At 58.8% G+C, this 24,389-nt stretch carries 24 protein-coding genes and 1 pseudogene; 10 read left to right on the top strand and 15 right to left on the bottom strand.

Going from position 1 to position 24,389, the window contains the following annotated elements; genetic code table 11:
- Positions 1–13: 13 nt before the first annotated feature.
- The 5 genes from H8699_RS08625 to H8699_RS08605 form a co-directional block, all read right to left on the bottom strand.
- On the bottom strand, positions 14–820 hold the full coding sequence (locus tag H8699_RS08625; RefSeq protein ID WP_249285326.1) for a TraX family protein: 807 nt from the start codon (positions 818–820) through the stop codon (positions 14–16).
- A 95-nt stretch (positions 821–915) separates the two neighbouring features.
- Positions 916–1,473 carry an SIS domain-containing protein gene (locus H8699_RS08620; RefSeq protein ID WP_249285325.1) on the bottom strand — a complete coding sequence of 186 codons (558 nt, stop codon included), beginning with the start codon at positions 1,471–1,473 and terminating at the stop codon, positions 916–918.
- Positions 1,474–1,497: 24 nt separating this feature from the next.
- Positions 1,498–2,775, bottom strand: coding sequence for a serine--tRNA ligase (gene serS, locus H8699_RS08615; RefSeq protein ID WP_249285324.1), 1,278 nt, complete (start codon positions 2,773–2,775; stop codon positions 1,498–1,500).
- Positions 2,776–2,890: 115 nt separating this feature from the next.
- A complete protein-coding gene (locus H8699_RS08610; RefSeq protein WP_249285323.1) occupies positions 2,891–3,043 on the bottom strand; it encodes a hypothetical protein in 153 nt (50 codons plus the stop codon).
- A 70-nt stretch (positions 3,044–3,113) separates the two neighbouring features.
- The gene (locus tag H8699_RS08605) at positions 3,114–4,187 is read right to left on the bottom strand and encodes a PTS transporter subunit IIC (RefSeq protein ID WP_138294558.1); all 1,074 of its coding nucleotides are present in this window, start codon (positions 4,185–4,187) and stop codon (positions 3,114–3,116) included.
- Between the two features lie 381 nt (positions 4,188–4,568).
- Here H8699_RS08605 and H8699_RS08600 point away from each other — a divergent pair, with 381 nt between their 5' ends.
- The 6 genes from H8699_RS08600 to H8699_RS08575 all read left to right on the top strand — a co-directional run bounded on the left by H8699_RS08600 (position 4,569) and on the right by H8699_RS08575 (position 10,046).
- Positions 4,569–5,687, top strand: a complete 1,119-nt coding sequence (locus H8699_RS08600; protein ID WP_283244181.1) for a GGDEF domain-containing protein — start codon at positions 4,569–4,571, stop codon at positions 5,685–5,687.
- An 11-nt stretch (positions 5,688–5,698) separates the two neighbouring features.
- Positions 5,699–6,160, top strand: coding sequence for a GNAT family N-acetyltransferase (locus tag H8699_RS08595; RefSeq protein ID WP_249285322.1), 462 nt, complete (start codon positions 5,699–5,701; stop codon positions 6,158–6,160).
- A 27-nt stretch (positions 6,161–6,187) separates the two neighbouring features.
- Positions 6,188–7,099, top strand: a complete 912-nt coding sequence (locus H8699_RS08590; RefSeq protein ID WP_249285321.1) for an SPL family radical SAM protein — start codon at positions 6,188–6,190, stop codon at positions 7,097–7,099.
- A 326-nt stretch (positions 7,100–7,425) separates the two neighbouring features.
- Positions 7,426–8,772, top strand: a complete 1,347-nt coding sequence (locus H8699_RS08585) for an NCS2 family permease (RefSeq protein ID WP_138294562.1) — start codon at positions 7,426–7,428, stop codon at positions 8,770–8,772.
- Positions 8,773–8,876: 104 nt separating this feature from the next.
- Positions 8,877–9,431: a phosphoribosyltransferase family protein gene (locus tag H8699_RS08580; RefSeq protein ID WP_249285466.1), complete on the top strand. Its 555-nt coding sequence runs from the start codon at positions 8,877–8,879 to the stop codon at positions 9,429–9,431.
- 84 nt (positions 9,432–9,515) lie between these two features.
- Entirely contained in the window at positions 9,516–10,046 is a 531-nt protein-coding gene (locus H8699_RS08575; RefSeq protein ID WP_249285320.1) for a GrpB family protein, read from the top strand.
- Positions 10,047–10,122: 76 nt separating this feature from the next.
- Here the strand turns inward: H8699_RS08575 and rpsR are convergent, their stop codons facing one another.
- The 6 genes from rpsR to H8699_RS08545 all read right to left on the bottom strand — a co-directional run bounded on the left by rpsR (position 10,123) and on the right by H8699_RS08545 (position 14,895).
- Positions 10,123–10,374: a 30S ribosomal protein S18 gene (gene rpsR / locus H8699_RS08570; RefSeq protein ID WP_207670646.1), complete on the bottom strand. Its 252-nt coding sequence runs from the start codon at positions 10,372–10,374 to the stop codon at positions 10,123–10,125.
- 38 nt (positions 10,375–10,412) lie between these two features.
- Positions 10,413–10,847: a single-stranded DNA-binding protein gene (locus H8699_RS08565; protein WP_138294564.1), complete on the bottom strand. Its 435-nt coding sequence runs from the start codon at positions 10,845–10,847 to the stop codon at positions 10,413–10,415.
- A 16-nt stretch (positions 10,848–10,863) separates the two neighbouring features.
- Positions 10,864–11,151, bottom strand: coding sequence for a 30S ribosomal protein S6 (rpsF, locus tag H8699_RS08560; protein WP_138294565.1), 288 nt, complete (start codon positions 11,149–11,151; stop codon positions 10,864–10,866).
- Between the two features lie 128 nt (positions 11,152–11,279).
- Complete coding sequence (locus H8699_RS08555; protein WP_249285319.1) at positions 11,280–12,134, bottom strand: aldo/keto reductase family protein; 855 nt, start codon at positions 12,132–12,134, stop codon at positions 11,280–11,282.
- Between the two features lie 48 nt (positions 12,135–12,182).
- Entirely contained in the window at positions 12,183–13,712 is a 1,530-nt protein-coding gene (locus H8699_RS08550) for a family 43 glycosylhydrolase (protein ID WP_249285318.1), read from the bottom strand.
- Positions 13,713–13,770: 58 nt separating this feature from the next.
- Positions 13,771–14,895: an aldo/keto reductase gene (locus tag H8699_RS08545; RefSeq protein WP_249285317.1), complete on the bottom strand. Its 1,125-nt coding sequence runs from the start codon at positions 14,893–14,895 to the stop codon at positions 13,771–13,773.
- A gap of 211 nt (positions 14,896–15,106) precedes the next feature.
- Here H8699_RS08545 and H8699_RS08540 point away from each other — a divergent pair, with 211 nt between their 5' ends.
- From H8699_RS08540 to H8699_RS08530, 3 genes and pseudogenes are all read left to right on the top strand, one after another.
- Entirely contained in the window at positions 15,107–16,243 is a 1,137-nt protein-coding gene (locus tag H8699_RS08540) for a Gfo/Idh/MocA family protein (protein ID WP_249285316.1), read from the top strand.
- Between the two features lie 89 nt (positions 16,244–16,332).
- Positions 16,333–16,788: pseudogene (gene ybaK / locus H8699_RS12610) on the top strand (Cys-tRNA(Pro) deacylase); the annotation flags it as partial.
- A gap of 221 nt (positions 16,789–17,009) precedes the next feature.
- A complete protein-coding gene (locus tag H8699_RS08530; protein ID WP_249285315.1) occupies positions 17,010–18,035 on the top strand; it encodes a LacI family DNA-binding transcriptional regulator in 1,026 nt (341 codons plus the stop codon).
- 56 nt (positions 18,036–18,091) lie between these two features.
- On the opposite strand, the gene H8699_RS08525 is transcribed toward H8699_RS08530, so the two are convergent.
- The 3 genes from H8699_RS08525 to H8699_RS08515 all read right to left on the bottom strand — a co-directional run bounded on the left by H8699_RS08525 (position 18,092) and on the right by H8699_RS08515 (position 20,487).
- Positions 18,092–18,799 carry a hypothetical protein gene (locus H8699_RS08525; protein WP_249285314.1) on the bottom strand — a complete coding sequence of 236 codons (708 nt, stop codon included), beginning with the start codon at positions 18,797–18,799 and terminating at the stop codon, positions 18,092–18,094.
- A gap of 87 nt (positions 18,800–18,886) precedes the next feature.
- On the bottom strand, positions 18,887–19,621 hold the full coding sequence (locus H8699_RS08520; protein ID WP_249285313.1) for an RluA family pseudouridine synthase: 735 nt from the start codon (positions 19,619–19,621) through the stop codon (positions 18,887–18,889).
- Positions 19,618–20,487 carry a class I SAM-dependent methyltransferase gene (locus H8699_RS08515; RefSeq protein WP_249285312.1) on the bottom strand — a complete coding sequence of 290 codons (870 nt, stop codon included), beginning with the start codon at positions 20,485–20,487 and terminating at the stop codon, positions 19,618–19,620. The genes H8699_RS08520 and H8699_RS08515 overlap by 4 nt, the downstream gene beginning before the upstream one ends.
- Positions 20,488–20,723: 236 nt before the next feature.
- Here H8699_RS08515 and H8699_RS08510 point away from each other — a divergent pair, with 236 nt between their 5' ends.
- Positions 20,724–21,008, top strand: coding sequence for a DUF6809 family protein (locus H8699_RS08510; RefSeq protein ID WP_249285311.1), 285 nt, complete (start codon positions 20,724–20,726; stop codon positions 21,006–21,008).
- Between the two features lie 65 nt (positions 21,009–21,073).
- Here H8699_RS08510 and ileS read toward each other — a convergent pair whose 3' ends face one another.
- Positions 21,074–24,199, bottom strand: a complete 3,126-nt coding sequence (gene ileS, locus H8699_RS08505; protein ID WP_249285310.1) for an isoleucine--tRNA ligase — start codon at positions 24,197–24,199, stop codon at positions 21,074–21,076.
- Positions 24,200–24,389: the final 190 nt, after the last annotated feature.

Below are 24,389 nucleotides of genomic sequence, written 5' to 3'. Positions count from 1 at the left end.
ATGTAAAAACCGATCAACGCCCTGTCTCCAGGCAAACGTACAGGCAGACCAGAAGCGCGATATGCGCGGGGTAAAAAATATAGAAAAAGTAGCGCCATCCCCTGCCGCGCTGACCATTGTAGGCGCTTAGCAGCGGCAGGGCGCACAGTGCATAAGCCATCAAGATCATCGTTTCCATCAGGGCATAGCCATTATAACCGTAAGTGAAAAAATCCACCGCTAATACACCCATCACGTACTGCAAAACGATGACCGCCCCCAGCGCAAGCAGCCTTTGCCGTGGATGCTCACAAAAATAGCAGATAAATACCGCGGCGACGCCATACGCCCCATAATCCGTGCCCAATGCCCCTGCGGTACCCGCGCACAGCAATACAAACAGCGCCCCTGCGCCCCTTTTGCCCTGCCGGGCTAGGGTATCAAAGCCAAAACAGGCTAATGCACCCAACAGTAGGGTAAACATTACGTTGCTCAGTCCCCATTGCACCTGCAACGGCTCCCCTTGGATGATATCGAGCAATAGCTGGAAGGGTAGTTCGGACAGCAGCGCAAAGGCAAAAAGGTTGCGCAGGTACCGCCCCCTATGCCGGGTATAGCGGCAGGATTCCCCACAGAAGTAGGCGAAGATGTAAAAAGAGATGCTGGTAGCGCCGCAAAAAAGCAGCAGCAAAAGCTGTCCGCCATCAGCATCCACATGGAAAAACGCCTGCAGGGCGCCTACCAGCTGCGGTTGGAAAACCTTGTACGCATGGTCCGCCAGCATGGCGAAAGCGGCAACTGCTTTGAGCCCAGCGGCCGTAAAACCCCGCTTTTTATTCAATATTTTCTCCTTATTTTAGGCAAACCTATCCGCATAGCAAAGCCGCACCGGCCCGTTTGGGGCGATGCGGCTTTTATCAGGCGCATAGCGCCGCGCTATTCCACATTCCGGTGCCGGGCGACCATCTCCTGCGCGCTCACGCCCAGCTCCTGGCGCAGTTGCATCACCAGGATATCATACAGCAAAAACAGCGTCTGCTCAAACAAGTTGCCCATCAACTGCTCCGAGGGCACAAAATCTCCCTTCGCCTTGTAGGCCGCGGCCGGTACCCGGGTCACGATATCCGCAATGCCCAGCAGATAGCCCTCCCCTGCCGGGGTGATCAGCGCCAGATCCGCCCCCGCATTTTTGGCCTGTTGGGCGATATAGTTCTCGTGCCCCACATCAGCCGAGCCGCAGGCGCACACCATCAGGTCTCCCGGGCCGATGGCAGGGGTGGTATCGTCCCAGATCCAATAGGCCGCCTTTCCCAGGTGCATCAGCCGCATGGCAAACGCGCGGGTGGACAGCCCTTCACGCCCGGCGCCCAGCAAGAATACCCGCGGTGCGGACTTGAGGGCCTCCAGCAGCGGGCGCACATCCGCCTCCTGCATGCGGGCGAACACCGCTTCCAGCTCGCCCAACACCATATTGGTCAGCTCTTTAAACATCATTGGCTCCCCCATTTTCTCCGCCGCTTATTTTACGGGTTTTAATACCTCCATCCCCATGCGCTGAGCCAGCGGCGCCGGCAGCTTGACCGAGCCATCCGCCAGCTGGCACTGCTCTACAATGGCCGGCAGCACCCGGCTGGTGGCCAGGCCCGAGGCATTTAGGGTATGCACAAACTCGGGCTTGCCGCCCGGCCGCCTAAAGCGCATGCCGCCCCGGCGGGCCTGGTAATCGTTGGAATTGGAGGCCGAGCTTACTTCTTTATAAATACCCATGCTGGGGATCCACACCTCAATATCGTACGTGCGGGCCATGGATGCGCTTACATCTCCAGCCGCCAGTTTAGAAACCTGATAGTGCAGGCCCAAGCCCTGCACCAGGCGCTCTGCCTTGCCCACCAGCTCCTCAAAGGCCTTGGCCGAATCCTCCGGGCGGGTGAACTGCACCATCTCCACCTTATTGAACTGGTGGCCGCGGATCATGCCCCGCTCCTCCGAGCGGTAGCTGCCCGCCTCCCGGCGATAGCAGGGCGTGTAGGAGAAGTACTTTTTGGGCAGCTCCGCCTCGTCCAAAATCTCATCCCGGTGCAGGCTGACCAGCGCCGTTTCCGCCGTGGGCAGCAGGAACTGCCGGGCCTCGCCGTCTTTTTCCAGCCAGAACACGTCCTCCTCAAATTTGGGGAACTGGCCGGCGGTATAGCCGCAGGCATAGGTCAAAAGGTGGGGCACCATCATCATCTGGTAGCCATCTTTAATGTGCTCGTCGATAAAATAATTGAGCAGGGCCCACTCCAGCCGCGCGCCCAGCCCGGTATAGATCCAGAACCCATTGCCGCCCAGCTTGGCGCCCCGGGCATAGTCGATCAGCCCCAAGGACTCGCACAGGGTCACGTGATCCTTGGGTTCAAAGTCAAAGGCAGGCTTTTCGCCAAACTGGCGCAGCACCGCGTTATTCTCCTTGCCGCCGGCCACCACATCCTCGTCCGGAATGTTGGGCAGCCCCTGTAAGAAGCCCTGGATTTTGCCGTCCAGCGCTTTGAGCTTCGCATCGTTTTGGTCGATCTCCCCGCCGATCTGCTTCATCTGGGCGAAGATGGGCTGCACGTCCTCCCCCGCTTTTTTGAGTTTGGGAATCTCGGAGGAGACCTTATTGCGCTGGGCCTTTAGCTGATCGTTTTTGGCGATCAGCGCGCGGCGCTGCGCGTCCCAGTCCAGCAGTTCATCAAAACTCACCTCGTCCATGCGCTTGAGCAGCGCGTTGCGCACGCCCTGCGCGTCGCTGCGGATACGGTTTAAATCCAACATATCGCTCATCCTTTCAGCATTTTACATTGCTTTTTAAATTAAAAAACCCCGTCTCATACATGAGACGGGGTCATCCGTGGTGCCACTCAAATTCGCCGGCCAAAAACGGCCAGCCTCAATAGCCGGTAACGGGGCTGATCCGCCGGGTTTGAGGGCCAAAGTGCCCCTGCTCCCAAAGCTCCAGGGTGGAAAGCCCCACTGCCGCGCCCCGGCTCGCACCCACCGCCGGCTCTCTTTCCGCGTCAAAAAAGGCCCATGTCCCTTTCATCACCTGTATCCGCGGCTATTATCGCCGCTATGCACTTACATTATACACGCCACGCGCTAAAATGCAAGGGCTACTGCAGCTCCAGCTTCATATCGCCAAACTTGATCCATCCCAGTTTGCGCATCCCCTCGGAGATCAGCAGCGTCAGCGCCGCGGGCAGGATAAAGTGCAGCAGCAGGATGTTCAGGGTGAGCAGTACCGGGTCCATGGTGGGGGACATGGTGATCCAGGTGGAGACCTGGCCCACCAGGCCGCTGGTGCCCATACCCGCGCCTGCGGGGTTATTGGTCATCCCCATAAGGCAGGTGGCGATCGGGCCGGTGATGGCCGAAGCCAGCGTAGGCGGCAGCCAGATCAGCGGCCGGCGCACGATGTTGGGCACCTGCAGCATGGAGGTACCCAGGCCCTGGGCGACCAGCCCGCCCCAGCCATTCTCGCGGAAACTGGCCACCGCAAAGCCGATCATCTGCGCGCAGCAGCCCGCCGTAGCGGCGCCCGCTGCCAGGCCCTCCAGGCCCAGGGCGATGGCGATGGCTGCGCTGGAGATCGGGGCGGTGAGGATCATCCCCATCACCACCGAAATGACGATACCCATGGGCAGGGGCTGGAGCACGGTCATATCGTTGATAAAGGTGCCCATCGCCGCCATGGCCCCGCCGATATACGGCCCGGTAACGATACCCACCAGGCCGCCGGAGATGATGGCGCTAAGCGGGACCAACAAAATATCAAATTTGGTGCGTCCGGCCACCAGGTTGCCGATCTCCGCGCCCACCAGCGCCGCCAGATAAGCGCCCAAGGGTCCGCCGGTCATGGTTGCCTGGGTACCGGCGACTAAAACCTCAGCGCCCGCGCTGTAGCCCACCGCGCCCACTACCGCCGCAGAGAACACCGCCAGGGGCTTTACCTTCATCCCCGTGGCTACCGCAACGCCGATGGCCGCGCCCACCACCGGGCCGGATTTGGCCACCGTAGCCAGCTGGTTGAGCACATCCAGCCCCGGGATCTTGGCCAGCTGCTCCAGGATCAATCCCACGATCAGCGTCGCAAACAGGCCCATCGCCATGGAACCCAGCGCATCGATAAACCAGCGCCTGGCCCAACGTTTGATGATGCCTCCATTATCCTTTTTTGCCTTTGCCATACACCTTACCCTCTCTTTTGGTTAAATCTTTTTCATCATAGCGAAGATAGTCCGTATTGTCAATGCACCTGTCTTGACATATGTACTTTTTCGTATGCCGCGTAGCCGTCCAGGGGGACTGCGTCTACTTCTTTTACGGCGCCGTGTTCCAGTCCATAGACGGGCTGGTATTTTGCCGCGCCAATGCGCCGCCTGATATCGATTTTTTTAGCGGAATGGTGCAGGCCCCCCCTTCTCCCCGGGAAGCGGGTGTCTATCATTTTACCGGCGGCCTCTAATGGATGAATTAGGCAATCCCCAGGCATCGACTTGTCCATTGGTTTGTGTTAAGCTTAATGAAAACCTGACGCATATTAAGGCTTTACCCAAATGGAGAGCGCTATGACGATATTTTGCCACGTGATCATCATCCTTGAAATGGTGACGATCAACTTTTATACGTTAAACTTTTGTTCTACACCCAAGCTTCGCCCCGTCGCCTTGTGGACCTCCTTTGCGCTTTTTACCGCAGCGCTGGTAGGCGGCATGATTTGCCTGCTCAGCTCGCTTCCCTCTTACGGCAATGGGAATGGGTTATTTGTTCTATTTGGCTTTATTTATCTGCTGCCCTGCTATTTTATCTACGACCAGCCGCTCAAATATACCTTTACCGTCATGTGTTCAGCCTGGATCTATACCATGCTGGCCTTTTCCCTGGCGGTGCGGGTCGCAACGTTCTTGCCCCAAACAGATTTCTCCCTTACGATTTTGATCATCCAAACGGTATTTTACGCGCTTACGCTCCGGCTATTTTTGCGTTTTATTAAAAGTCAATTCCTCTACATCCTGCAAAATGTTACCGATAAAACCCTCAGCAGCCTGTTGCGGTTGAGCTTTTTTTGGTTTATCAGCTGCGTGCTGCTCAATTACGTATTCGTTACCAAGGACCAGGCCCTACTGGAGCTGATCCTGGTGGTAATCATCGGTGCGATCATCCTGCGCAGTTACCGGGTTTTTCACGACCTGGTCTGCGCCGATAAGGATGCCGAGCAGCTGCGGCGGCAAAACCGTACCGACCCGCTGACCGGCCTTAAAAACCGCATCAGTTTTTATGAGGACGCGCAAGCGCTGATCGACCAAGGGCGGCCCTTCAGCCTCATCTTTATCGACCTGGACCGCTTTAAAACCATTAACGACCGCTACGGACATTCCGCCGGGGACCGGTATCTGGCGGGCTTTGCGCGCGCCGCCCGGCGGGTAAGCGCCGGAATGGGCGAGGCCTACCGCATCTCGGGAGACGAGTTCATCCTGCTGTGCAGCCTGGAGCAGACCGAGCGGTTGCGCGGCCGGTTAGAGCGAAGCCCCATCTCCCTGGGCAAGGGGGAACCCGAGTTTCTGGGTTTCAGCTTCGGCATCGCCTCTTATCCGGAAAACGGGCAGCATTTGGATGGGCTGATCGTCCTGGCAGACCGTAAAATGTACGTGCATAAATCCCGCCTGAGCCAGGTAAAGGGCCGTTAGGAGGAAAAGGCATGAAACAACCGCAGATCGTCTCCGTATGCCAGCAACCGGCCATAGCGGATACCGCGATCCGCTATTTTCAGGACAAGTGGGCCAGCCCGGAAAGTCTTATGGTCTATGAGGACTGTATCCGCCATTGCATCGGGGCTAAGGCCCCGCTGCCCCAATGGTACCTGCTATTCATGGAGGACGCGGTCATCGGCTGCGCAGGGCTGATCACCAACGACTTTATCAGCCGGATGGACCTTTATCCCTGGCTCTGCGCCCTATATATCGAACCGGCCTATCGGGGCCGCGCCTATGGCGCCCTTATGCTGGCGCGTGCTAAAACCGACGCGCGCGCCGCCGGATATGAAACGCTCTATCTGTGTACCGATCACACCGGCTATTACGAGCGCTATGGCTTTTCCTATCTCGGCCAGGGTTACCATCCCTGGGGAGAAAGCTCGCGGATCTACGCTGCGCCGCTATAACCTTAGAAAAGAGGAACCGAACCGATTATGACGGAATATCATATTCTCCCCTGCCAGAGCGCCCTGCACGAGCTGGGCCGGCGCGTGCCCTATCATTGGGACCTGAACCTATACCGCGGCTGCGAACACGGCTGCCGCTACTGTTACGCCATGTATTCCCACCGCTATCTGGATACGGAGGATTACTTTGGCCATATCTACGCCAAGACTGATATTCTGGAGGCCCTGGAGCGGGAACTGTCCTCGCCCAGCTGGAAGCGGGAGGTCGTCAACATCGGCGGGGTGACGGACAGTTACCAGCCCGCTGAAGCCCATTACCGCTTGATGACCGAGGTGCTGCGGCTGCTCATCCGCTACAAGACGCCGGCGATCATCTCCACCAAAAGCGAGCTGGTCCTACGGGATTACGACCTGATCGATCAGCTCTCCCGCATCACCTATGTCAACGTGGCCGCCACCGTCACCACCATGGATGAATCCGTCCGCAGCCTTTTGGAGCCCGGCGCGGCGCCCTCACTCCGGCGCTTTGAGATGCTGGCGCAGTTCCGCAAAACCAACGCCTCCACCGGCCTGCACGTGATGCCCATCATCCCCTACCTAACGGACAGCTATGAAAATATCGACGCGCTGTTCGCCGCTGCGCACGCAAGCCGGGTGCACTACTGCCTTCCGGGTACCCTTTACCTGCGTGGGCAGACGCGGAAAGTGTTTTTCCGCTTTATCGATCAGCACTATCCCCATCTCTCGGCGCCGCTGCACGAGTTGTACAAGACCGGCGGCGCGCCTAAGGGTTATAAAGACGCGCTTTACCAAATGGTAGGCGAGCGCCGGGCGCATTATGGCCTGACGGGCAGTTACGCCAAGCCCATGAAGGAAAAAATGACGCAGGCCCTGCAAGAGAACGCGCAGGTAGCTTTTAATTTAGGGTCTCAAAATTGACAAAAAGCGCCAACCTGGTTATAATATATGCGTCTGTTAAGGCCGCATAAAGATCATAGGGACAAGCCCGATGGCTTTATGCGCTTTCCCTTTTCAGCGGGTTTTGGGCTATATCTTCTTCGTACTTTAGGTAACTTAAAAGGCGGAGGCTGGGATATGGCTTTTCCTTTTTTACTGTTGCAGAGAACCGTACTTTTTGCCCGCCGGCGGATGGGATGACCGCCGCCTCTGCGGCCGCTTTTGCTTTGGCCCTCGACCGGACAAGCTGGGAAGAACAGGCGCGCGTAGCCTGATGACATAAACATTTTTTATCTGGAGGGGTTATTATGGAGAAGCTCTTTAAACTCAAAGAGCACGGTACCAATGTACGTACCGAAATCACGGCCGGTATTACCACGTTTCTGGCCATGGCCTACATCCTGATCGTCAACCCGTTGATGCTTTCGGGCGCGGACGCAGGCGTAGCGCTGATGGACTTTAACGCCGTATTCCTGGCCACGGCGATCTCTGCTGCGATCGCAACGCTGTGCATGGCCTTTTTGGCCAACTACCCGGTGGCGCTGGCCTCCGGCATGGGCTTAAACGCCTACTTCACCTATTCGGTATGCTTGGGGATGAACGTGCCCTGGCAGGTAGCGTTAACGGCCGTATTGGTTGAAGGTATCATTTTCATTCTGCTTTCTCTGTTCAAATTCCGCGAGACGCTGGTCAACACCATCCCCGCCAACCTCAAGCTGGGTATTACGGCGGGTATCGGCCTGTTTATCACCCTGGTGGGCCTGAAGGGCGCGGGCATCGTTATCGCCAGCGAGAGCACGCTGGTAGACCTGGGCCGGGTGGTATCGCCCGAGTTTGCCCTGGCGATGATCGGCCTGCTGGTGATCGGCGCGCTGCATCATCACAACGTCAAGGGTTCCATCTTGCTGGGCATCCTCATCACCTGGGTGCTGGGCATGATCGCCCAGGGCATCGGTTGGTATCAGGGTAACTCCCTGCTGCCGGATTTCTCCAATTGGACGCTGCTGCCGGTGGTGCAGCAGTCCACCTTCTTCCAGTTTGACTTTGCCTGGGTGGGCGAGCATCTGCTGGACTTTGCCGTTATCGTCTTCTCCTTCCTGTTTGTCGACCTGTTCGACACCGTCGGCACCCTGGTAGGCGTTGCCAGCAAGGGCAACCTGCTGGATAAGGACGGCAAGCTGCCCCGCGCCGGCCGCGCGCTGATGAGCGACGCGATCGGTACGGTTGTGGGCGCGTGCCTGGGCACCTCCACGGTCACCAGCTATGTCGAGTCCAGCGCTGGCGTGGCCGAGGGTGGCCGCACCGGTTTGACCGCGCTGACCACTGCGGTGCTGTTCATCGTGGCGATCTTCTTCTACCCCATCTTTACGGCGATCCCCGGCTTTGCCACCGCGCCTGCGCTGGTATTCGTCGGCCTGCTGATGATGGGCTCGGTCAAGAAAATGGAGTTTGAGGGCGACATCGCCGATACGCTGGGCGGTTTCGTGGCTATCATCATGATGCCCTTCACCTACTCCATCGCCAACGGCATCATGTTCGGTATGCTGACCTGGGTTATCCTCAAGCTGCTCACCGGCAAGGTGCGCGATATCCATCCCGTGATGTGGGTGTGCTTTGCGCTGTTTGCGCTGCGCATCATCACCATGGCGATCTAATTAAAACAAACGGTTTTGTAAAAGGGGGGCGCGCAGCTTGCAGAAAGGGTACTGCCAAGCGGCTGCGCCCGCTCCTTTTAAGAAAGGGTGCTTGAATAATGGGTATGCGTCACGAAATGACGATTGCGGGGTGCAAGCGCGCGCTGCCGCTTTGTAAGGTAAACGACCAGCTGTATATCGCAGCCTTTATCATGTTTGGGGATGTGGAGATCACCAAAGCCTGTGCCCGTGAGCTTTTAAAGCTCGCCCCGGCGCACGATATCATGATCACCGCGGAGGCCAAGGGGATCCCCCTGCTCTATGAGATGGCGGCACAGGCCGGCGAGAACACCTACGTCGTGGCGCGCAAGGCACCCAAGCTCTACATGCAGGACGTGGTCTCCACCCGCGTCAACTCCATCACCACCGCCAAGGAGCAAACGCTGTACCTGGGCGGAGAAGACGCTGCCCTACTGCGCGGGAAGCGCGTTTTGATCGTGGATGACGTGATCAGCACGGGCGATTCCATCCGTTCCATCGAGGCTTTGGTCACCCAGGTGGGCGGCAACGTGGTGGGCCGCATGGCGGTGCTGGCCGAGGGCGATGCCCAGGAGCGCGCGGACATCCGGTATCTGGAAAAGCTGCCGGTCTTTAACGCGGACGGTTCCATCAAAGGCTAGTTTTGCACAAAGCCAAACCCCTCCTTGCCTTTTCAGGCAGGAGGGGTTATTTTTATATTAGTACTGGGAAAGGATGGAGCAGCTATGGAAGGTGTTGCACGTTACAAGGTCAAGCTGGCCCCGCACTGCAAAGGTTGGGCCGCGGAGTACCGGGCCGTAAAGGCGCTGCTTATGCCCCTGCTGGGCGAAAATCTGCTGGATATCCAGCACGTGGGCAGTACGGCCATCGCGGGGATCGATGCCAAGCCCATCCTGGATGTGGCCGTGCAGGTCAAATCGCTTGCCGCCATCGACCAGGATGCGATGCTTAAGGCCGGGTACGACCCTCGCGGCGAAAGCGGCGTACCCGGGCGGTTTCTATTCGTGCGCCGGGGCGATGGGCCCCTTAGCTTATCTCTGGAACACATCCACTGCTATGCGGCCGGCCACCCGGCCTTTGACGCACACGTTGCTTTTCGCGATTATCTCAATGCCCACCCGCAAGCTGCGCAGCAGTATTGCGCGCTCAAGCGCCAGCTGGCCGCGCAATACCCGGACGACCGGGACCGTTATACCGCCGGCAAGGCGGATTTTATCCAAGCTATCTTGAAGCTTGCAGGCCAAAAGGCCCGGTAAAGAACAACCGCGCCCTAAAAAGATATAAAAAAAGAGCTGCCCCGCGTCCAAGGGCAGCCCTTATTCTTTAAAACTCTTATTCCGCCGTGTAGGGCAGCAGCGCCACGATGCGCGCGCGCTTGATGGCGATTGCCAGCTGGCGCTGATGCTTCGCGCAGTTGCCGGTCATCCGGCGGGGCAGAATCTTGCCGCGCTCACTAACATAGTTGCGCAGGGAAGAAACGTCCTTATAATCGATATGCTGTACCTTGTCTACACAGAATTTGCAGACCTTACGCCGCGGACGGCGGCCGCCGCGCGGCCTTCTCTCGCCACGATCCATAGCCATAATGCTTTCACTCCTTTAAAATCAACGATACTTGGGATTTAGAACGGAAGTTCGTCATCCTCGATATTGTGCAGATCCGCCGGGGCCGCAGGCGCCTGGGCGCCAAAGCCGGAATCTCCCCGGTCCTGATAACGGCCGTCCCCGCCGCCATTACCGCCCTGGGTGGTCAAAAACTCCACCTCGTCGGCTACGACTTCGGTAACATAGCGCCGCGTGCCATCCTGCGCATCATAACTGCGCGTCTGGATGGTGCCGCAAACGGCCACTTTACTGCCCTTATGCAGGTAGCGCCCGCAGGACTCCGCCTGCCCCCGCCACACCACGATGGGAATAAAGTCCGCCTCGCGCTCGCCGTTCTGGTTCGCAAAACGCCGGTTGATGGCAATTGTGAACGAGCACACGGCTACGCCGCTGGTCGTGGCGCGCAGCTCCGGATCGCGGGTCAGGTTCCCCACCAAAATCGCTCGATTCATGCCTTGTCCACCTTCCTTATTCGCCTACCCGGGTAACCAGGTAACGCATAATGTTCTCAGAGATCTGGAAATTACGCTCCAGCTCCGAGGGGAATTCCGGCGCAGCTTCCATGTGCAAAAGCACATAGTAGCCCTCGTTCAAATCGTTGATCTCATAGGCCAAACGCCGTTTGCCCCATTCATCGATATCCGTCACCTTCGCGCCATTGTCGGCAATGAGCTTGTTGAAACGTTCGATCACCGCTTTGGTGGCTTCTTCTTCCAGCGTCGGATCAATGATGTAGAGCACTTCATACTGATTCATGCCTTTCACCTCCTCTTGGACTTAAGGCCCTGCCCATCTTGGGGTAGAGCAAGGACGCTGTAGTATTATAGCACAGCGTCCCTGAAAATGCAAATTTAACCGCTGCCTGGCCCCAGGCTTGATCCCCCTCAGGCAAACAGGCTTTTCTCGCCGCCCTGCCAGTACGGGTCGATCTGGGAGAGCGCCAGCATATCCGCATCGGAAATGGTGAAGTTCTCGATCGCCAGATTGGCCAGCATGTGCTTCTCGTTGCCCGTGCGGCCGATGACGATATCTCCATACTGCATGGCAAAGCGCAGGCACAGCTGCTGGGGCGTTACGCCATATTTTTTGGCGTAGGTTTTAACGGTCACCCACTCAGGCAGGGCTACCTTGCCGCGCAGCGGCGCGCCGCCCAGCGGGCTCCATGCCGAAACGGCGATGCCATGCTCTTTGCAGTAGCGCACCGTGGAGGCCGCCACATGGCCGATATGCAGCCTGATCTGGTTGAGCATGGGCTTGATCTCACAGCGGTCCCATATGCGCTCAATATCCGCGTAGGAGAAGTTGGACAGGCCGATCGCCCGCACCTTCTGGGCCTTGTACCCCTCGCTCATCGCGCGCCAGGCGGCAAGGTTTCCATCCGCCCAATCCGGGCTGTCCTGCTCCTCCCAAGGCCAGGGCGCGTGGATGATGTACAGATCCAGATAGTCCATCCCCAGCCGCTCCAGGCTTTGCTCCAGCGTAGCTTTGGCGATCTCATAGGCCTTGAACTCGCCGGGCAGCTTGCTGGTGATAAAAAACTCCTCGCGTGCGACGCCGCTATCGCGAATGGCGCGCCCTAGTTCGATTTCGGTATCATAGCTCTCTGCGGTATCAAAGTGGCGGAATCCGCACTCGATCGCCTGGCGAAAGGCGCGATACCCGCGCTCGCCCTGCAGCGTCCAGGTGCCAAAGCCGATAGCGGGAATGCTCACGCCGTTTTTAAGCAAAACGTTTTTCAATGCTTGTTCCTCCTTATGCGGTACAGCCTCAGCCTTAAGCGTATATTCCTAATCCTCCAGCTTCAGCTCCCGGATGGTGAATTCATGGAAGGTGGCCTCGCCGGTGCCGTAAGTGAACAGTGCCGGGTACATGCCCATGCCGTGGATCTCGCCCCGGGGGATATACGCCATATGCGAAAGATGGGCGATGTTAAAGGAGGGCGGCAGCTTGGTCCACTGCTCCCCATCCGGGCTGATCCACAGGCTGACCACCTGATGGCGGACGGTCAACTTCAAATATGCCTGATCCCACAGATATTCCACGCCGCTGAAATGCCGCTGTAAATTGGCGTGGCCGCAGTTGAACACCCAGGTGAACCCATCCTTCAGGGCAAACCCTACCGCGTGCGAGGGGCTGTAATACATGGAGATGCCGCAGCCCGCGCCGTTGCCCACCGTTACGCGGGTGATCACCTCGAAGTTCTCATATAAGGCGTTATAGGCCAACACCCCGTCCGAATCGTGCAGGGAGGTGCCGCTGCCCTGCATCACGATGCCGTCCTCCACCGCCCGGATACGCTCTTTCACGCGCCCGGTATAATACCACTGGCAGGGCAGATCCTCGCTGGGAAACTGCACGTGGGTGGGATAGCCGTGGGGCACGGCCTTGCCGCCCTTGGGCGCGGGCAATACCTTATCCGCCCCGCTCCACTCGGGGATGCGGTACCAGCCATCCTGCGTCCACTCCACCGGCTCCATCAGCATCATGCGGCCCTGATTGAAGCGGTTGTTGAGGAAGGCGTGATACATCATATACCAACTGCCATCCGGCGCCTCCACCAAGGTGCCGTGGCCCTTGCTGATCCACCGCTCGTGCCGCGAGTGCGTGCGGATAATAGGATTGTAGGGCGAGGGCTCCCAAGGGCCGTCCGCATGCTTGGAGCGGTAGGAGAATACCCCATGGCTGGTGGGCGGGCCCATGGTGCCGCCGGCGGCGATGGTCAGATAGATCCAACCGTCCTTCAGGGTAAAGCGCGGCCCCTCGGTATACACGCCCTGGATCTCCCAGTCGTCGGGGAACACCTCATCTTCCAGCACGCGCTTGCCCGGGCCGGCAAAGTGCAGCCCATCCTGCGTCAAGGGGAAGCACACGTTTTCAGACATGTACAGCCAGCGCCGCCCTTCAAAATCCGCCACATGCCCCGGGTCGATCAGCTCGTGCCCGCCCAGGATATTAAAGGCCGGTCCCACGTAAAAGGGGCCGTCCCAGTGGCCGCTCTTGATATCCTGCGTGGTCAGCACCATTACGCTGGAGGCCTTGTAATCCGCCTCATCCCTGCGGAAAGGATCGATATTATAGATATAATAAGTATCGCCGTACTTGCAGATATCCGCCGCACCGCCCACCGAATAGGGCAGCTCATATAGCGGCTCCCAATGCAGCAGGTCCATGGAGTGCCAAACCATGGGCTGGTAGCAGTTGACAAGGTAATAGTCCTCCCCATCCTTGAGCACGGCCGGGTCCGGATAATCGCCGTGCAGGATCGGGTTGCGGTAAGTGCCATCGCCCAGGTCCGCGCAATAGGTTCTCTTTTCCATAATAAAATTGCTCCCCCTTTTTTGATCACAACCGCCCTAGCCGGCGGTTTGTTTATCCTCAACCCATCAACGCATGGGCCAAACGCATGTTCCCCGGCGCATCCACGTTAAAGGGACAACGGGTGGCGCATCCGCCGCAGGCCAGGCACTCCCCGCCGTTGTGCGCCAGGGCGCGGTAAGCCTCCTGCGCGGTCTTATCCCCCTCCTGGAAGCGGTGCAGCAGCCGGGTGATGGCCGCGATATCCAGCTGCGCCGCGCAGGGCAGGCAGTGGTTACAGTACATGCAAAGTCCTTCGGCGTTCCAGTGGGCGCTTTGCATCAAAAGGGTATAGTCCCGCTGGGCCTCTGTGGCATTCACATAGGCCGCGGCGGCCTCCACCTCCGCTACCGAGCGGCAGCCCGCGGCTACCGAAACCACACCCGGCCGGGAGAGCGCGTAGGCGATGCACTGTTCCGGCGTCCAACCCTGTTTGAACATGGCCCCGGCCGCATAGGCTTTCATGACCACGATGCCGATATCCTGCGCCTCACACTGGCGGTAAAAGGCCGTGCGCGCCGATGCGGCGGCGGTGGCGTGTTGCGCCGTTTCCTGCTGGCGCCCCTCGTCAAACATCTCCTCCAGCGTCGCCTCTTCGGGCATCAGGTCAAACAGCGGATTGATGCTAAACAGGGTCGCATCAAAGATCCCCGTATTGGCCAGGTAGGCCGCTACTTTGGGCGAATGGCTGGAAAAGCCCAGCATCCGCGCCTTGCCCGCCTTGAGGTATTTCTGTGCCAGGCCCAAAAAGCCATCCGGGTCCAGGCAGGTTTTCGCATCCTCCAGTTCGTCGATGTTGTGCAGCATCAGGATGTCGATATAGTCGGTATCCAGCCGCGTCAAAAGCTCGTCAAAGTACTGCTCGCACAGCCCCAGTTCCCGCGTGCGGAAGGCCTGCCCCTCCTTTTGCGTGTTGCCCAGGTGCCCGGCGATCATCACCTTATCGCGGCGGCCCTTCAGCGCGGCGCCGATGTTATCGCGCACATAGTCCTCGCTCATAAACAGGTCGATATAGTTCATCTCATGGTCGATGGCGGCGCTCACCACGTCGATACAGGTGGCCCTGTCCACCTGCAGCAGGTGCTCCGCTCCCAGCGAAACCACGCTTACCGGCGTATTGGTCTTGGGAAAATTGCGATAGATCATGCCCCAGTCCCCCCTTTTTAATTGTATGTAGGTTGCAGAAATGAATCGCGCTCTGCGCGCTTATTATCAGTATACCGCAACTGCGGGCAAAATTTAAGCCTGTTTATAAAGTTCCCTCCATAATTTGGAAAAGCCTGATCAAAAATGCTGCTCTTTCGGGATGCGTATGTTATAATAAAATCAATAAGCGATATGAAGGAGGGCGTTTCCATTGAAACGAGTAAAGGCTGCCATCATCGGTTCGGGCATGATTAGCGGTATCTACATGCAGAACCTTACCCAAACTTTTCACGACGTAGTGGAGCTTGTGGGCTGCTCGGACCTGATCCCGGAAAAGGCCGAAAAGCGCGCCCAGGAGTACGGCATCAAGGTGCTGACCAATGAGGAGATCTTTAACGACCCCGAGATCGAGATCGTACTGAACCTGACGTATATGCGCGCCCATTATCCGGTGACCGTCCAGGCCCTGGAAGCCGGCAAACACGTCTATACCGAAAAATGCATGAGCCTGAACCGCGACCTGGCCAAAAAGGTGTACGACCTGGCCAAGCGCAAGGGGCTGTACGTCACCGGCGCGCCGGATACCTTCCTTGGCGCAGGGCTGCAAACCGCCCGCAAGCTGGTGGATAACGGCACCATCGGCAAGCCCATCGCGGCCCGCGCCATCTGCGTGCGCGGCTTCCCCTTCTTCCCGGAGTACATGGATTCTACCGATCGGGAGTATTCCATGGCGGCGGGGGCCGGCATCCTGCACGATATGGGCGGCTATTATATGACGGCGCTGGTCAACCTGCTGGGCCCCGTCAAGCGCGTGGCCGGCAACTTCTCCATCACCAAAGATCAGTTTACCTATAAAAACCCGGATAACCCACGCTATGGCCACACGGTCAAACCCCAGGCGCCCCAGACCATCTCGGCCACTTTGGAGTTTGAAAGCGGCGTAGTGGGCAACTTCCTGGTGACCAGCGTAGGCCCTCAGGGCGAGATCCCGCAGGTGGAGATCATCGGCACCGAGGGCGTGCTCTATTGCGGCGACCCGAATATGTACCACGGCCCCATCGGCCTGCTGCGCGAGGGCGCCTGGAACAACCCCACCTATGAGATTCCGCTGATGTTCCCCTTCTCGGAGGACAGCCGCGGTATCGCCGTGGCGGATCTGGCCAAGGCCATCCAGAACGGCCGCAAGCCCCGCGCGCATATGGATCTGCCCTATCACGTGCTGGACGTGCTGGACGGTATGGTGGATTCCGCCCGCAGCGGCCAGTATTACGAGGTACCCTCTACGCTTGAGCGGCCGCGGCCCTTTGCCGGCGGCACTAAAGCGGGCGTTTATCAGTTTGACGACTGATTTGTGCCGCAAAACAAAATATGCTAAAATAGGGCCGGCGTTTAATGCGCCGGCCCTATTTCGATCTCATGGCAAGGAGTGCAGAAGCTATGGCCACAAAAAAAGTGAAAACCAATGCGATCCGCCTGCTGGAAGCGGCAAAGGTCCCTTTTGAGGTGCTGACCTATCCGGTGGATGAAAGCGATTTGAGCGGCGTAACCGCTGCGCAGAAGATGGGGTTGGACCCCGATACCGTCTTTAAAACATTGGTGCTGCGCGGATAGCGTACCGGCATCCTGGTGTGCATCATCCCGGTGGCGCAGACCGTGGACCTCAAGGCGCTGGCCGCCGCCTGCGGCGACAAAAAGGTTGAGATGGTGCACATGCGCGAGATTCAAAACCTCACAGGATATATCCGCGGCGGCTGTTCCCCCGTGGGAATGAAAAAGAATTATCCCACCTATTTGGACAGCAGCGCGCTTACCCATCCGGCCATATCCGTAAGCGGCGGCGCGCGGGGCGTACAGCTGCGCCTGGCCCCGGGAGCCCTTACCGGCTACCTGAAGTGCGAGACCGGCAGCTTTTGTTTACCTGACCATCCGGCCATATCCGTAAGCGGCGGCGCGCGGGGCGTACAGCTGCGCCTGGCCCCGGGAGCCCTTACCGGCTACCTGAAGTGCGAGACCGGCAGCTTTTGTTTACCTGACGTTGATTGCAAATAAGATAAAAGTATGTATATAATACTGTAAATAATATCTGACAGGATCAAAGGAGTACATTTCTGCTTATGGCGGTAACCGTTAAAGAAATTGCAAGGCTGGCCGGCGTTTCCCGCGGCACGGTAGACCGGGCGCTGTATAACCGCGGCCGCGTCAAGCCCGAGGTGGCGGAACGCATCCGCCGCATCGCCAAAGAGCAGGGGTATGAGCCCAACCGCATCGGCCGGGCGCTGGCGCTGACCAAAAAGCCCATTAAGATCGGCGTCATCGTACAATCCGCCCAGACCTCGTTTATCCGCATGCTGATAAAGGGGACGCAAAAGGCGGCCGAAGAGGTAGGCAACCTGGGCGCCGAGGTACTGCTGCGCGAGATTGATACCATGGACGCTCAGCGGCAGATCGAAATGGTGGACGAGCTGGTGGAAGCGGGCATCAAGGGCCTGGCCCTGCTCCCGGTGGACGATAACCTTTTGCGCCGCAGGCTCAACGAGTTGATCGCCCAGGGCATACCGGTGGTGACCTTTAACGCGGATATCAGCGGCACCAAGCGGCTGTGCTTTATCGGCCAGGACGACCGGCGCTCCAGCCATACCGCCGCGGGGCTAATGCAGGTGTTGCTGGGCGGCCGGGGCAAAGTGCTGGTGATGACCGGGCACCTTTCCAACCTCAGCCACAGCCGGCGCGCCGCCTATTTTATGGAGGAGCTGGGGCGTATCGCACCGGACATCCGTTTTTTGGACCTGGCGCTGACCCAGGATGACGACGCCGTAGCCCGCCAGGCGGTGCTGGATGCGGTAGCGCAGCATCCGGACCTTGCGGGCATCTTTATCGCCTCCAACGGGCAATCCGGCGTATGCCAGGCCCTGCGGGAGCTGCGCCTGGCCCGCCAGGTAAAGGTTGTGTGCTATGATAACACGCCGGAAAACCGCGAGAACCTGCGCGAGGGCGCTTTGGACTTTCTGCTGGATCAAAACTCCTTTGAGCAGGGCTACCAGCCGGTGATGACGCTGTTCCAATACCTGTTTACCGGCAAAAAGCCCAAGGAGGAATATTTCTTTACCGATGTGATCGTCAAAACCCGTTATAATATCTAATAAAAAGGATAGGGAAAGGCCGGGGCTACTAACTGCCCCGGCCCTCTTTTTATCCTTCAGCGCCGCTTCATCAGCGCCATGCCCAGGCCGACTACGGCGGCGGTGGCCGCTATCATCGTCCCCTGCCATAACCAAAGCGTGCGGGGCGGCAATTCCATCACCGGCGCAAACTCATCCTTGAGTTTTTGCCCCAGCTGCCCTGCCGCGTCTAGTAGCGGACGGCTTTGAGGCCGCGCTTCCGGCGCCATGGGCAGTTCCAGGCTGATGAGGGCCCGCCCCTCAAAGGTCATGATCTGCAGCTCGTCCTTTTCATAGATCTCGCCCACTGGCCGCCCCTCGTTGGCCAGCACTGTCAGCACTCCGGCTACCAGCCCCAGCGGGAAGGTCTTCCCATCGCTGGCGATGCGGTAGCCCTCCTCAATCTTGGCCAATGGGTAAAAGCCCAGCTTATCCCCCTCGCGCAGGCACAACGCATCCCGCACCTCCTGCGCCTCCACAGCGCCCTCCAGACCCCGGAGCTTCAATTCGCCCTCCAGCCGGTCCAGCGGCAGCACGCCGATATCGCCCAGCGCCTGGTCGCTGCCCTTAAAGAGGATATAGACCATATCCCCGGCCTCCTGCTCCACCATCAGCTGGTGATAGCGGGAGAGACGGTAACTGGTCCTTTTCAGCTGGCCGATGGCCAGCGGCGCGGCGCCTACCGCCACAGCCGATACAATGATAAACGGCGCCAGTTTCCCGCGCCGTGCTTTTTGTCTGCGCATCACTTTCCACTCCTTATTGCTATTTAAGTGAAGCTAGTTTGCGCAGCGCTGGCCGATATTATAAAAATATTTTTATGCGTGCCCTTTTTATATGGTTTTTTCGGTCTCCCCGCCCAGGCCCGCGCCCGCCCCGCCGGCCGGTATGGCGGCGATCTCCCGCTCAAACAGGCGCCAGGGTTCGCTCTGGGGGGCCGGGCTTTCAAACGCCATGGGCTCTTTTTTTGTGGGATGCTCCAGATGCAGCTCCCGCGCCCAAAGCGCGATCTGCTCCCCGGGCTTGCTGTAGGGCCGGCCATAGCGCTGATCGCCCCAAAGCGGATGCCCGGCATGGGCGAACTGCACCCGTATCTGATGGGAACGGCCGGTCTCAAGGCGGATAGCGACCAGGCTAAGCCCATCCCGCGCAGCCAGAACGCGGTAGCGCAGCCGCGCATGTTTCGCGCCCGGCGTATCGCCCGCCACCACCGAAACCCGGTTTTCAGCCGTATTTTTAAGCAGGTAGTCTTCCAGCGTCCCCTCCGGGGCCATTTGGCCCCGCACCACGGCCCAATAGACCCGGCCCAGCGCGCGGCGGCGCACCTGGTCGCTCAGCCGCGCGGCCGCCTTAGAGGTACGCGCAAAGACGATTAAGCCCCCCACCGGCCGGTCCAGCCGGTGCACCAGCCCCAGGTAGACCGCCCCCGGCTTTTGATAGCGCGCCTTGATATACGCCTTCATCTCGCTTAGCAGGTCGCTGTCGCCGCTGGCATCCGCCTGCACTGGCACGTTGGGGGATTTATCCACCACCAGCAGGTGGTTATCCTCATAGACCACCCGGCTCATCGGTCGGCCTCCCAGCGGCCTGTGGTGCCGCAGGGCAGCAGCATTTTCTGGTCCTTGATAGGCAAGCCGATCTCATCGGCACTTACCCGGCCGCCGAACTTGGGCACGATGGCGCGCTGCATCAGATCGTACAGCACCATGGACTGAAGGCCGGTGGTGTAAGAATTGATGAGGAAAAAGACCGGCGCATCCGAGAGCACCTTAACGCATTCGCCAATCAGTCCGTAGACCTCGTTTTCCAGCTTCCACACCTCGCCCCCCGGCCCCCGGCCGTAGGAGGGCGGGTCCATCAATATCCCCTCATACTGGCGGCCCCGGCGCTGCTCGCGCTGCACAAACTTGAGGCAGTCGTCCACGATCCAGCGCACAGGCCTATCCCCCAGGCCGGAAAGCTGCAGGTTCTCCTTACCGGCGGCCACCATATTTTTGGCCGCGTCCACGTGCACCACCTGGGCCCCGGCCGCCGCCAGCGCCACCGTAGCCCCGCCGGTATAGCCGAACAGGTTCAGCACCCGCACCGGGCGGCCCGCGCCGGCCACCTTTTTAGCCATCCAATCCCAGTTTACGGCCTGCTCGGGGAAAAGGCCGGTGTGTTTAAAGCCCATGGTCTTGACCCGGAAACTGAGCGCCCCATAGCCCACCTGCCAGCTTTCAGGCAGGCGGTTGCGGTAGGTCCACTGCCCGCCGCCGGTGGCGCTGCGGGTATAAAAGGCATCTGCCTTTTCCCATTCTTTTATCGCAAGCGTCTTGGGCCAAATCACCTGGGGATCCGGCCGGCGCAGCACATACCTGCCCCAACGCTCCAGCTTCTCTCCATCCCCGGTATCCAGCACCTGATAATCCTGCCAATTGGTTGCCAACAGCATTTTATATGCGTTCCTTTCCTTTACGAGATGGGCCTCGCCCCCGCGCACGCCCCGCTCGAATATCAATCTATTTTCATTATTATAGCAGAGTCCATCCCGGGCGCAAAGGGCGCGGAGCAGGCTTTTTCGCGCCGTTTAGAACAGTTTGTTCAATATCGCCGGGAAACCTTCATTTTGCGGTAAGATGCGCTTATGGGAGTTCCACCCCAAACCCAATCTTAAAAGAAGGAATTCGTATGAAATCATTGCTAGAAGCTTTATATGCTGGCGAAATCACTCCCTGGCAATCGGCCTTGCCCAAAACCGATGAGCACAAAGCCCTACTTAAGAAGATCGAAAACGAAGAGCATTACTTCAGCGAAAAAATGTCTTCGGACGATTATAAACGTGTTCAATCTTTAGAGGACCTGCTTACGCTTGCAGACCATTTGGAAACAGCCGATATATACGCCCGCGGTTTTGCACTGGGCACGCTGCTGATGCAAGAGGTCATGGCACTGCGCGAAAGGCTGATGCAATGAAGCCCATACGACGGCAAAACCCCCTGCCCAAAATCGCGCAGGGGGTTTTGCCTTGTCACTGCTATTTACAGCACCTTTGCCGTCATCTTCACGGGGATGCCGTTAATGTTCCATTCCCGCGTCACGCCGCCCTGAGATTTGCCCTGCTGCAGCGCGTCGCACAGTACATCGGCTGCGAGCTGATCGCCAAACTTGGCCAGCACCGCGTCGATCTTCTCATCGCCCGCGATATCCAGGGCGATGTGGTCGGTCACCTCAAAGCCGGCCTCTCGCCGCTGGGTCTGCGCCTTGGAGATCATCTCGCGCACCAGGCCCTCCTCAATGAGATCCTCCGTCAGGTTGGTATCCAGCGCCACAGTGATATCCCCCTGGGTCTGGGCCACATACCCGGGCTTGTTGGCGGTGGCGATCAGCAGATCCTCTTTCGCCAGGGATACATTCTGCCCGTTCACTTCCAACTCCAGCGCCTTACCTGCGTTCAATTCCTCCATCGCAACATTGCCATCTACCTGCCCCAGCGCCTTGCCGATGGCGCCCACCAGCTTGCCGTATTTGGGGCCCACGGTGCGCAGCTGCGGCTTAAAGGTGTAGGTGGTAAATTCCCGCGCGTCGGATACAAACGCTACCTTTTTCACGTTCAGCTCATCGGCCATCAGCGCCGCGTACTCTGCATCCAGCTTCTGGGGCGCCATCACGTACATAGCCGATAGCGGCTGGCGGTTCTTGAGGGCGGCGGTGTTACGGGCCGAGCGGCCCAGCGCCACCAGCTCCATCACCTCCTGCATCTGCTGCTCCAAATGCGCGTCCACCGGGCAGACGGCCTCGGGGAAGGCGCACAGGTGCACGCTCTCGGGCGCGTGCTCATCAAAGGAGCGCACCAGGTTCTGGTACATGCTCTCGGCCATAAAAGGCACATAGGGCGCGGCCAGCTTGCTAAACTCCACCAGCACGGTGTACAGCGTCATAAACGCGGCCTGCTTATCCTCCGTCATGCCCTTGCCCCAGAAGCGCTCGCGGCAGCGGCGGACATACCAGTTGGAAAGGTCGTCCACAAAGCCCTCAAGCATGCGGGCGGTCTCGGTGATATGGTACCCCTCCAGCCCCTTATCCACAGCCGTAATCAGGCTGGAAAGGCGCGAGAGGATCCAGCGATCCATCACATTCAGCTTGCAATCCGCAAGTTTTAATCCAGTGGGGTCGAACTGGTCGATCCCCGCGTACAGGGCGAAGAAGGCGTAGGTATTCCACAGCGTGCCCATAAAGCGGCGCTGCGCCTCACTGACCGCTTCCTCATAAAAGCGGCTGGGCAGCCAGGGGGCGCTGTTAGTAAAGAAGTACCAGCGCACCGCGTCGGCGCCCTGTTTGTCCAGCACCGTCCAGGGGTCCACCACGTTGCCCTTGTGCTTGGACATCTTGAGCCCGTCTTTATCGTTAACGTGGCCCAGCACGATGCAGTTTTTAAACACCTCGTGGTCAAACACCGCCGTGGAGATGGCCAGCAGCACGTAGAACCAGCCGCGGGTCTGGTCCACCGCCTCGGTGATATAGTCCGCAGGGTAGCGCACCTTAAATTTATCCTGGTTTTCAAAGGGATAGTGCCACTGGGCAAAGGGCATAGAGCCCGAATCGTACCAGCAGTCGATCACCTCGGGCACGCGGGTCATGGGCTTGCCGCACTTTTCGCAGCGGATGTGCACCCGGTCGATATAGGGCTTGTGCAGCTCGATATCCTCGGGTACGTCCTCCACGGCCTTTTCCCGCAGTTCCGCGATGGAGCCAATGGCCGTGGTATGGCCGCACTCGCACTCCCAGATGGGCAGCGGCGTGCCCCAATACCGCTCGCGGGAAAGGCCCCAGTCGATCACATTCTCCAGGAAGTTCCCCATCCGGCCCTCTTTGATGTTCTCCGGCATCCAGTTGACCGAGCGGTTGATCTCCATCAACCGGTCGCGCACCGCCGTCATCTTAACAAACCAGCTGGAGCGCGCGTAGTACAGCAGCGGCGTATCGCACCGCCAGCAGAAGGGATAGCTGTGCTCAAACTCCAGGGCGCGGAACAGCTTGCCCTCGCTCTTTAGCCTTTCGATGATGACCGGGTCCGCATCCTTGACGAACATCCCGGTCAGCTCGTCGCAGCCTTCCACAAACTTGCCCTGTGCGTCTACCATCTGTACAAAGGGCAGGTTATTATCCCGGCCCACGCGGGCGTCGTCCTCACCAAAGGCGGGGGCGGTATGCACCACGCCCGTGCCATCGCTCAAGGTGACGTAGTCGTCCGCTACCACAAACCAGGCGGAGCCCTCCTTCACTTTGGCGTAGGGGAACAGCGGCTGATAGCGCAGGCCCTTGAGATCCTCGCCCTTGGCGTAGACTTCCACCACCTGGGCTCCATCCCCCAGCACAGAGGGCACCAGCGCCTGGGCCATGATGAGGAACTCGCCCTCAAAGCTGACTTTCACATAGGTCTCGTGGGGGTTGACGCACAGCGCCACGTTGCTGGGCAGCGTCCAGGGCGTGGTCGTCCAGGCCAGGATATAGGTATTCTCCTCGCCTTCCACCTTGAATTTGACAAAGACGGAGGTCTCTTTCACATCCTTATAGCCCTGGGCCACCTCGTGGCTGGAAAGCGCCGTGCCGCAGCGGGGGCAGTAGGGCACCACCCGGTGGCCCTTATAGAGCAGCCCCTTGTCCCACAGGGTCTTGAGCGACCACCACTCCGACTCGATATAGTTGTTATCGTAGGTGACGTACGGGTCCTCCATATCGGCCCAGTAGCCCACCCGGTCGCTCATCTTTTCCCACTCGGACTTATATTTCCAAACGCTCTTTTTGCACTCCTCAATAAAGGGCTCTACGCCATACTGCTCGATCTGCGGCTTGCCGTCCAGGCCCAGCAGCTTTTCCACTTCCAGCTCCACCGGCAGGCCATGGGTATCCCAGCCCGCCTTGCGCAGCACATCGTACCCCTTCATGGTCTTATACCGCAGCACGATATCCTTCATCACCCGGGTGATGATATGGCCGATATGCGGGCGGCCGTTGGCCGTAGGCGGCCCATCGTAAAAGGTAAAGGTCTGTGCGCCCTCGTGCAGCTTCATGCTCTTTTTGAAGATATCGTTCTTCTTCCAAAAGTCCAGCACTTCGCCTTCGCGGGCATTAAAGTTCAGGTCTGTCGAAACTTTTTTCAACATCGCTTCGCGCTTCCTCCTATCCTAAAATCCTCATCATGATCCATTTGACCCATAAAAAAACAGCTTCCATCCCCTATGGGACGAAAACTGATTCGCGGTACCACCCAATTTGGCGCCTGTAAAGCGCCCACCTCAAAACCGCATTGCCAAAACCGCAATACGGGCGCCTCTGTCACGGGAGGCCCCCGTC

The sequence above is a fragment of the Luoshenia tenuis genome (genome assembly GCF_014384745.1).
Lineage (GTDB): Bacteria > Bacillota > Clostridia > Christensenellales.
The sequence above is the reverse complement of the archived record's forward strand: the minus strand, read 5'-3'. Positions and strand labels throughout refer to the sequence as shown.

Excerpts from the sequence above, each read along its gene's own strand:
- H8699_RS08620 (WP_249285325.1), bottom strand. The coding sequence starts at position 1,473 with ATGATGTTTAAAGAGCTGACCAATATGGTGTTGGGCGAGCTGGAAGCG.
- serS (WP_249285324.1), bottom strand. The coding sequence starts at position 2,775 with ATGTTGGATTTAAACCGTATCCGCAGCGACGCGCAGGGCGTGCGCAAC.
- H8699_RS08610 (WP_249285323.1), bottom strand. The coding sequence starts at position 3,043 with ATGAAAGGGACATGGGCCTTTTTTGACGCGGAAAGAGAGCCGGCGGTG.
- H8699_RS08605 (WP_138294558.1), bottom strand. The coding sequence starts at position 4,187 with ATGGCAAAGGCAAAAAAGGATAATGGAGGCATCATCAAACGTTGGGCC.
- H8699_RS08600 (WP_283244181.1), top strand. The coding sequence starts at position 4,569 with ATGACGATATTTTGCCACGTGATCATCATCCTTGAAATGGTGACGATC.
- H8699_RS08595 (WP_249285322.1), top strand. The coding sequence starts at position 5,699 with ATGAAACAACCGCAGATCGTCTCCGTATGCCAGCAACCGGCCATAGCG.
- H8699_RS08590 (WP_249285321.1), top strand. The coding sequence starts at position 6,188 with ATGACGGAATATCATATTCTCCCCTGCCAGAGCGCCCTGCACGAGCTG.
- H8699_RS08585 (WP_138294562.1), top strand. The coding sequence starts at position 7,426 with ATGGAGAAGCTCTTTAAACTCAAAGAGCACGGTACCAATGTACGTACC.
- H8699_RS08580 (WP_249285466.1), top strand. The coding sequence starts at position 8,877 with ATGCGTCACGAAATGACGATTGCGGGGTGCAAGCGCGCGCTGCCGCTT.
- H8699_RS08575 (WP_249285320.1), top strand. The coding sequence starts at position 9,516 with ATGGAAGGTGTTGCACGTTACAAGGTCAAGCTGGCCCCGCACTGCAAA.
- rpsR (WP_207670646.1), bottom strand. The coding sequence starts at position 10,374 with ATGGCTATGGATCGTGGCGAGAGAAGGCCGCGCGGCGGCCGCCGTCCG.
- H8699_RS08565 (WP_138294564.1), bottom strand. The coding sequence starts at position 10,847 with ATGAATCGAGCGATTTTGGTGGGGAACCTGACCCGCGATCCGGAGCTG.
- rpsF (WP_138294565.1), bottom strand. The coding sequence starts at position 11,151 with ATGAATCAGTATGAAGTGCTCTACATCATTGATCCGACGCTGGAAGAA.
- H8699_RS08550 (WP_249285318.1), bottom strand. The coding sequence starts at position 13,712 with ATGGAAAAGAGAACCTATTGCGCGGACCTGGGCGATGGCACTTACCGC.
- H8699_RS08545 (WP_249285317.1), bottom strand. The coding sequence starts at position 14,895 with ATGATCTATCGCAATTTTCCCAAGACCAATACGCCGGTAAGCGTGGTT.
- H8699_RS08530 (WP_249285315.1), top strand. The coding sequence starts at position 17,010 with ATGGCGGTAACCGTTAAAGAAATTGCAAGGCTGGCCGGCGTTTCCCGC.
- H8699_RS08525 (WP_249285314.1), bottom strand. The coding sequence starts at position 18,799 with ATGCGCAGACAAAAAGCACGGCGCGGGAAACTGGCGCCGTTTATCATT.
- H8699_RS08520 (WP_249285313.1), bottom strand. The coding sequence starts at position 19,621 with ATGAGCCGGGTGGTCTATGAGGATAACCACCTGCTGGTGGTGGATAAA.
- H8699_RS08515 (WP_249285312.1), bottom strand. The coding sequence starts at position 20,487 with ATGCTGTTGGCAACCAATTGGCAGGATTATCAGGTGCTGGATACCGGG.
- H8699_RS08510 (WP_249285311.1), top strand. The coding sequence starts at position 20,724 with ATGAAATCATTGCTAGAAGCTTTATATGCTGGCGAAATCACTCCCTGG.
- ileS (WP_249285310.1), bottom strand. The coding sequence starts at position 24,199 with ATGTTGAAAAAAGTTTCGACAGACCTGAACTTTAATGCCCGCGAAGGC.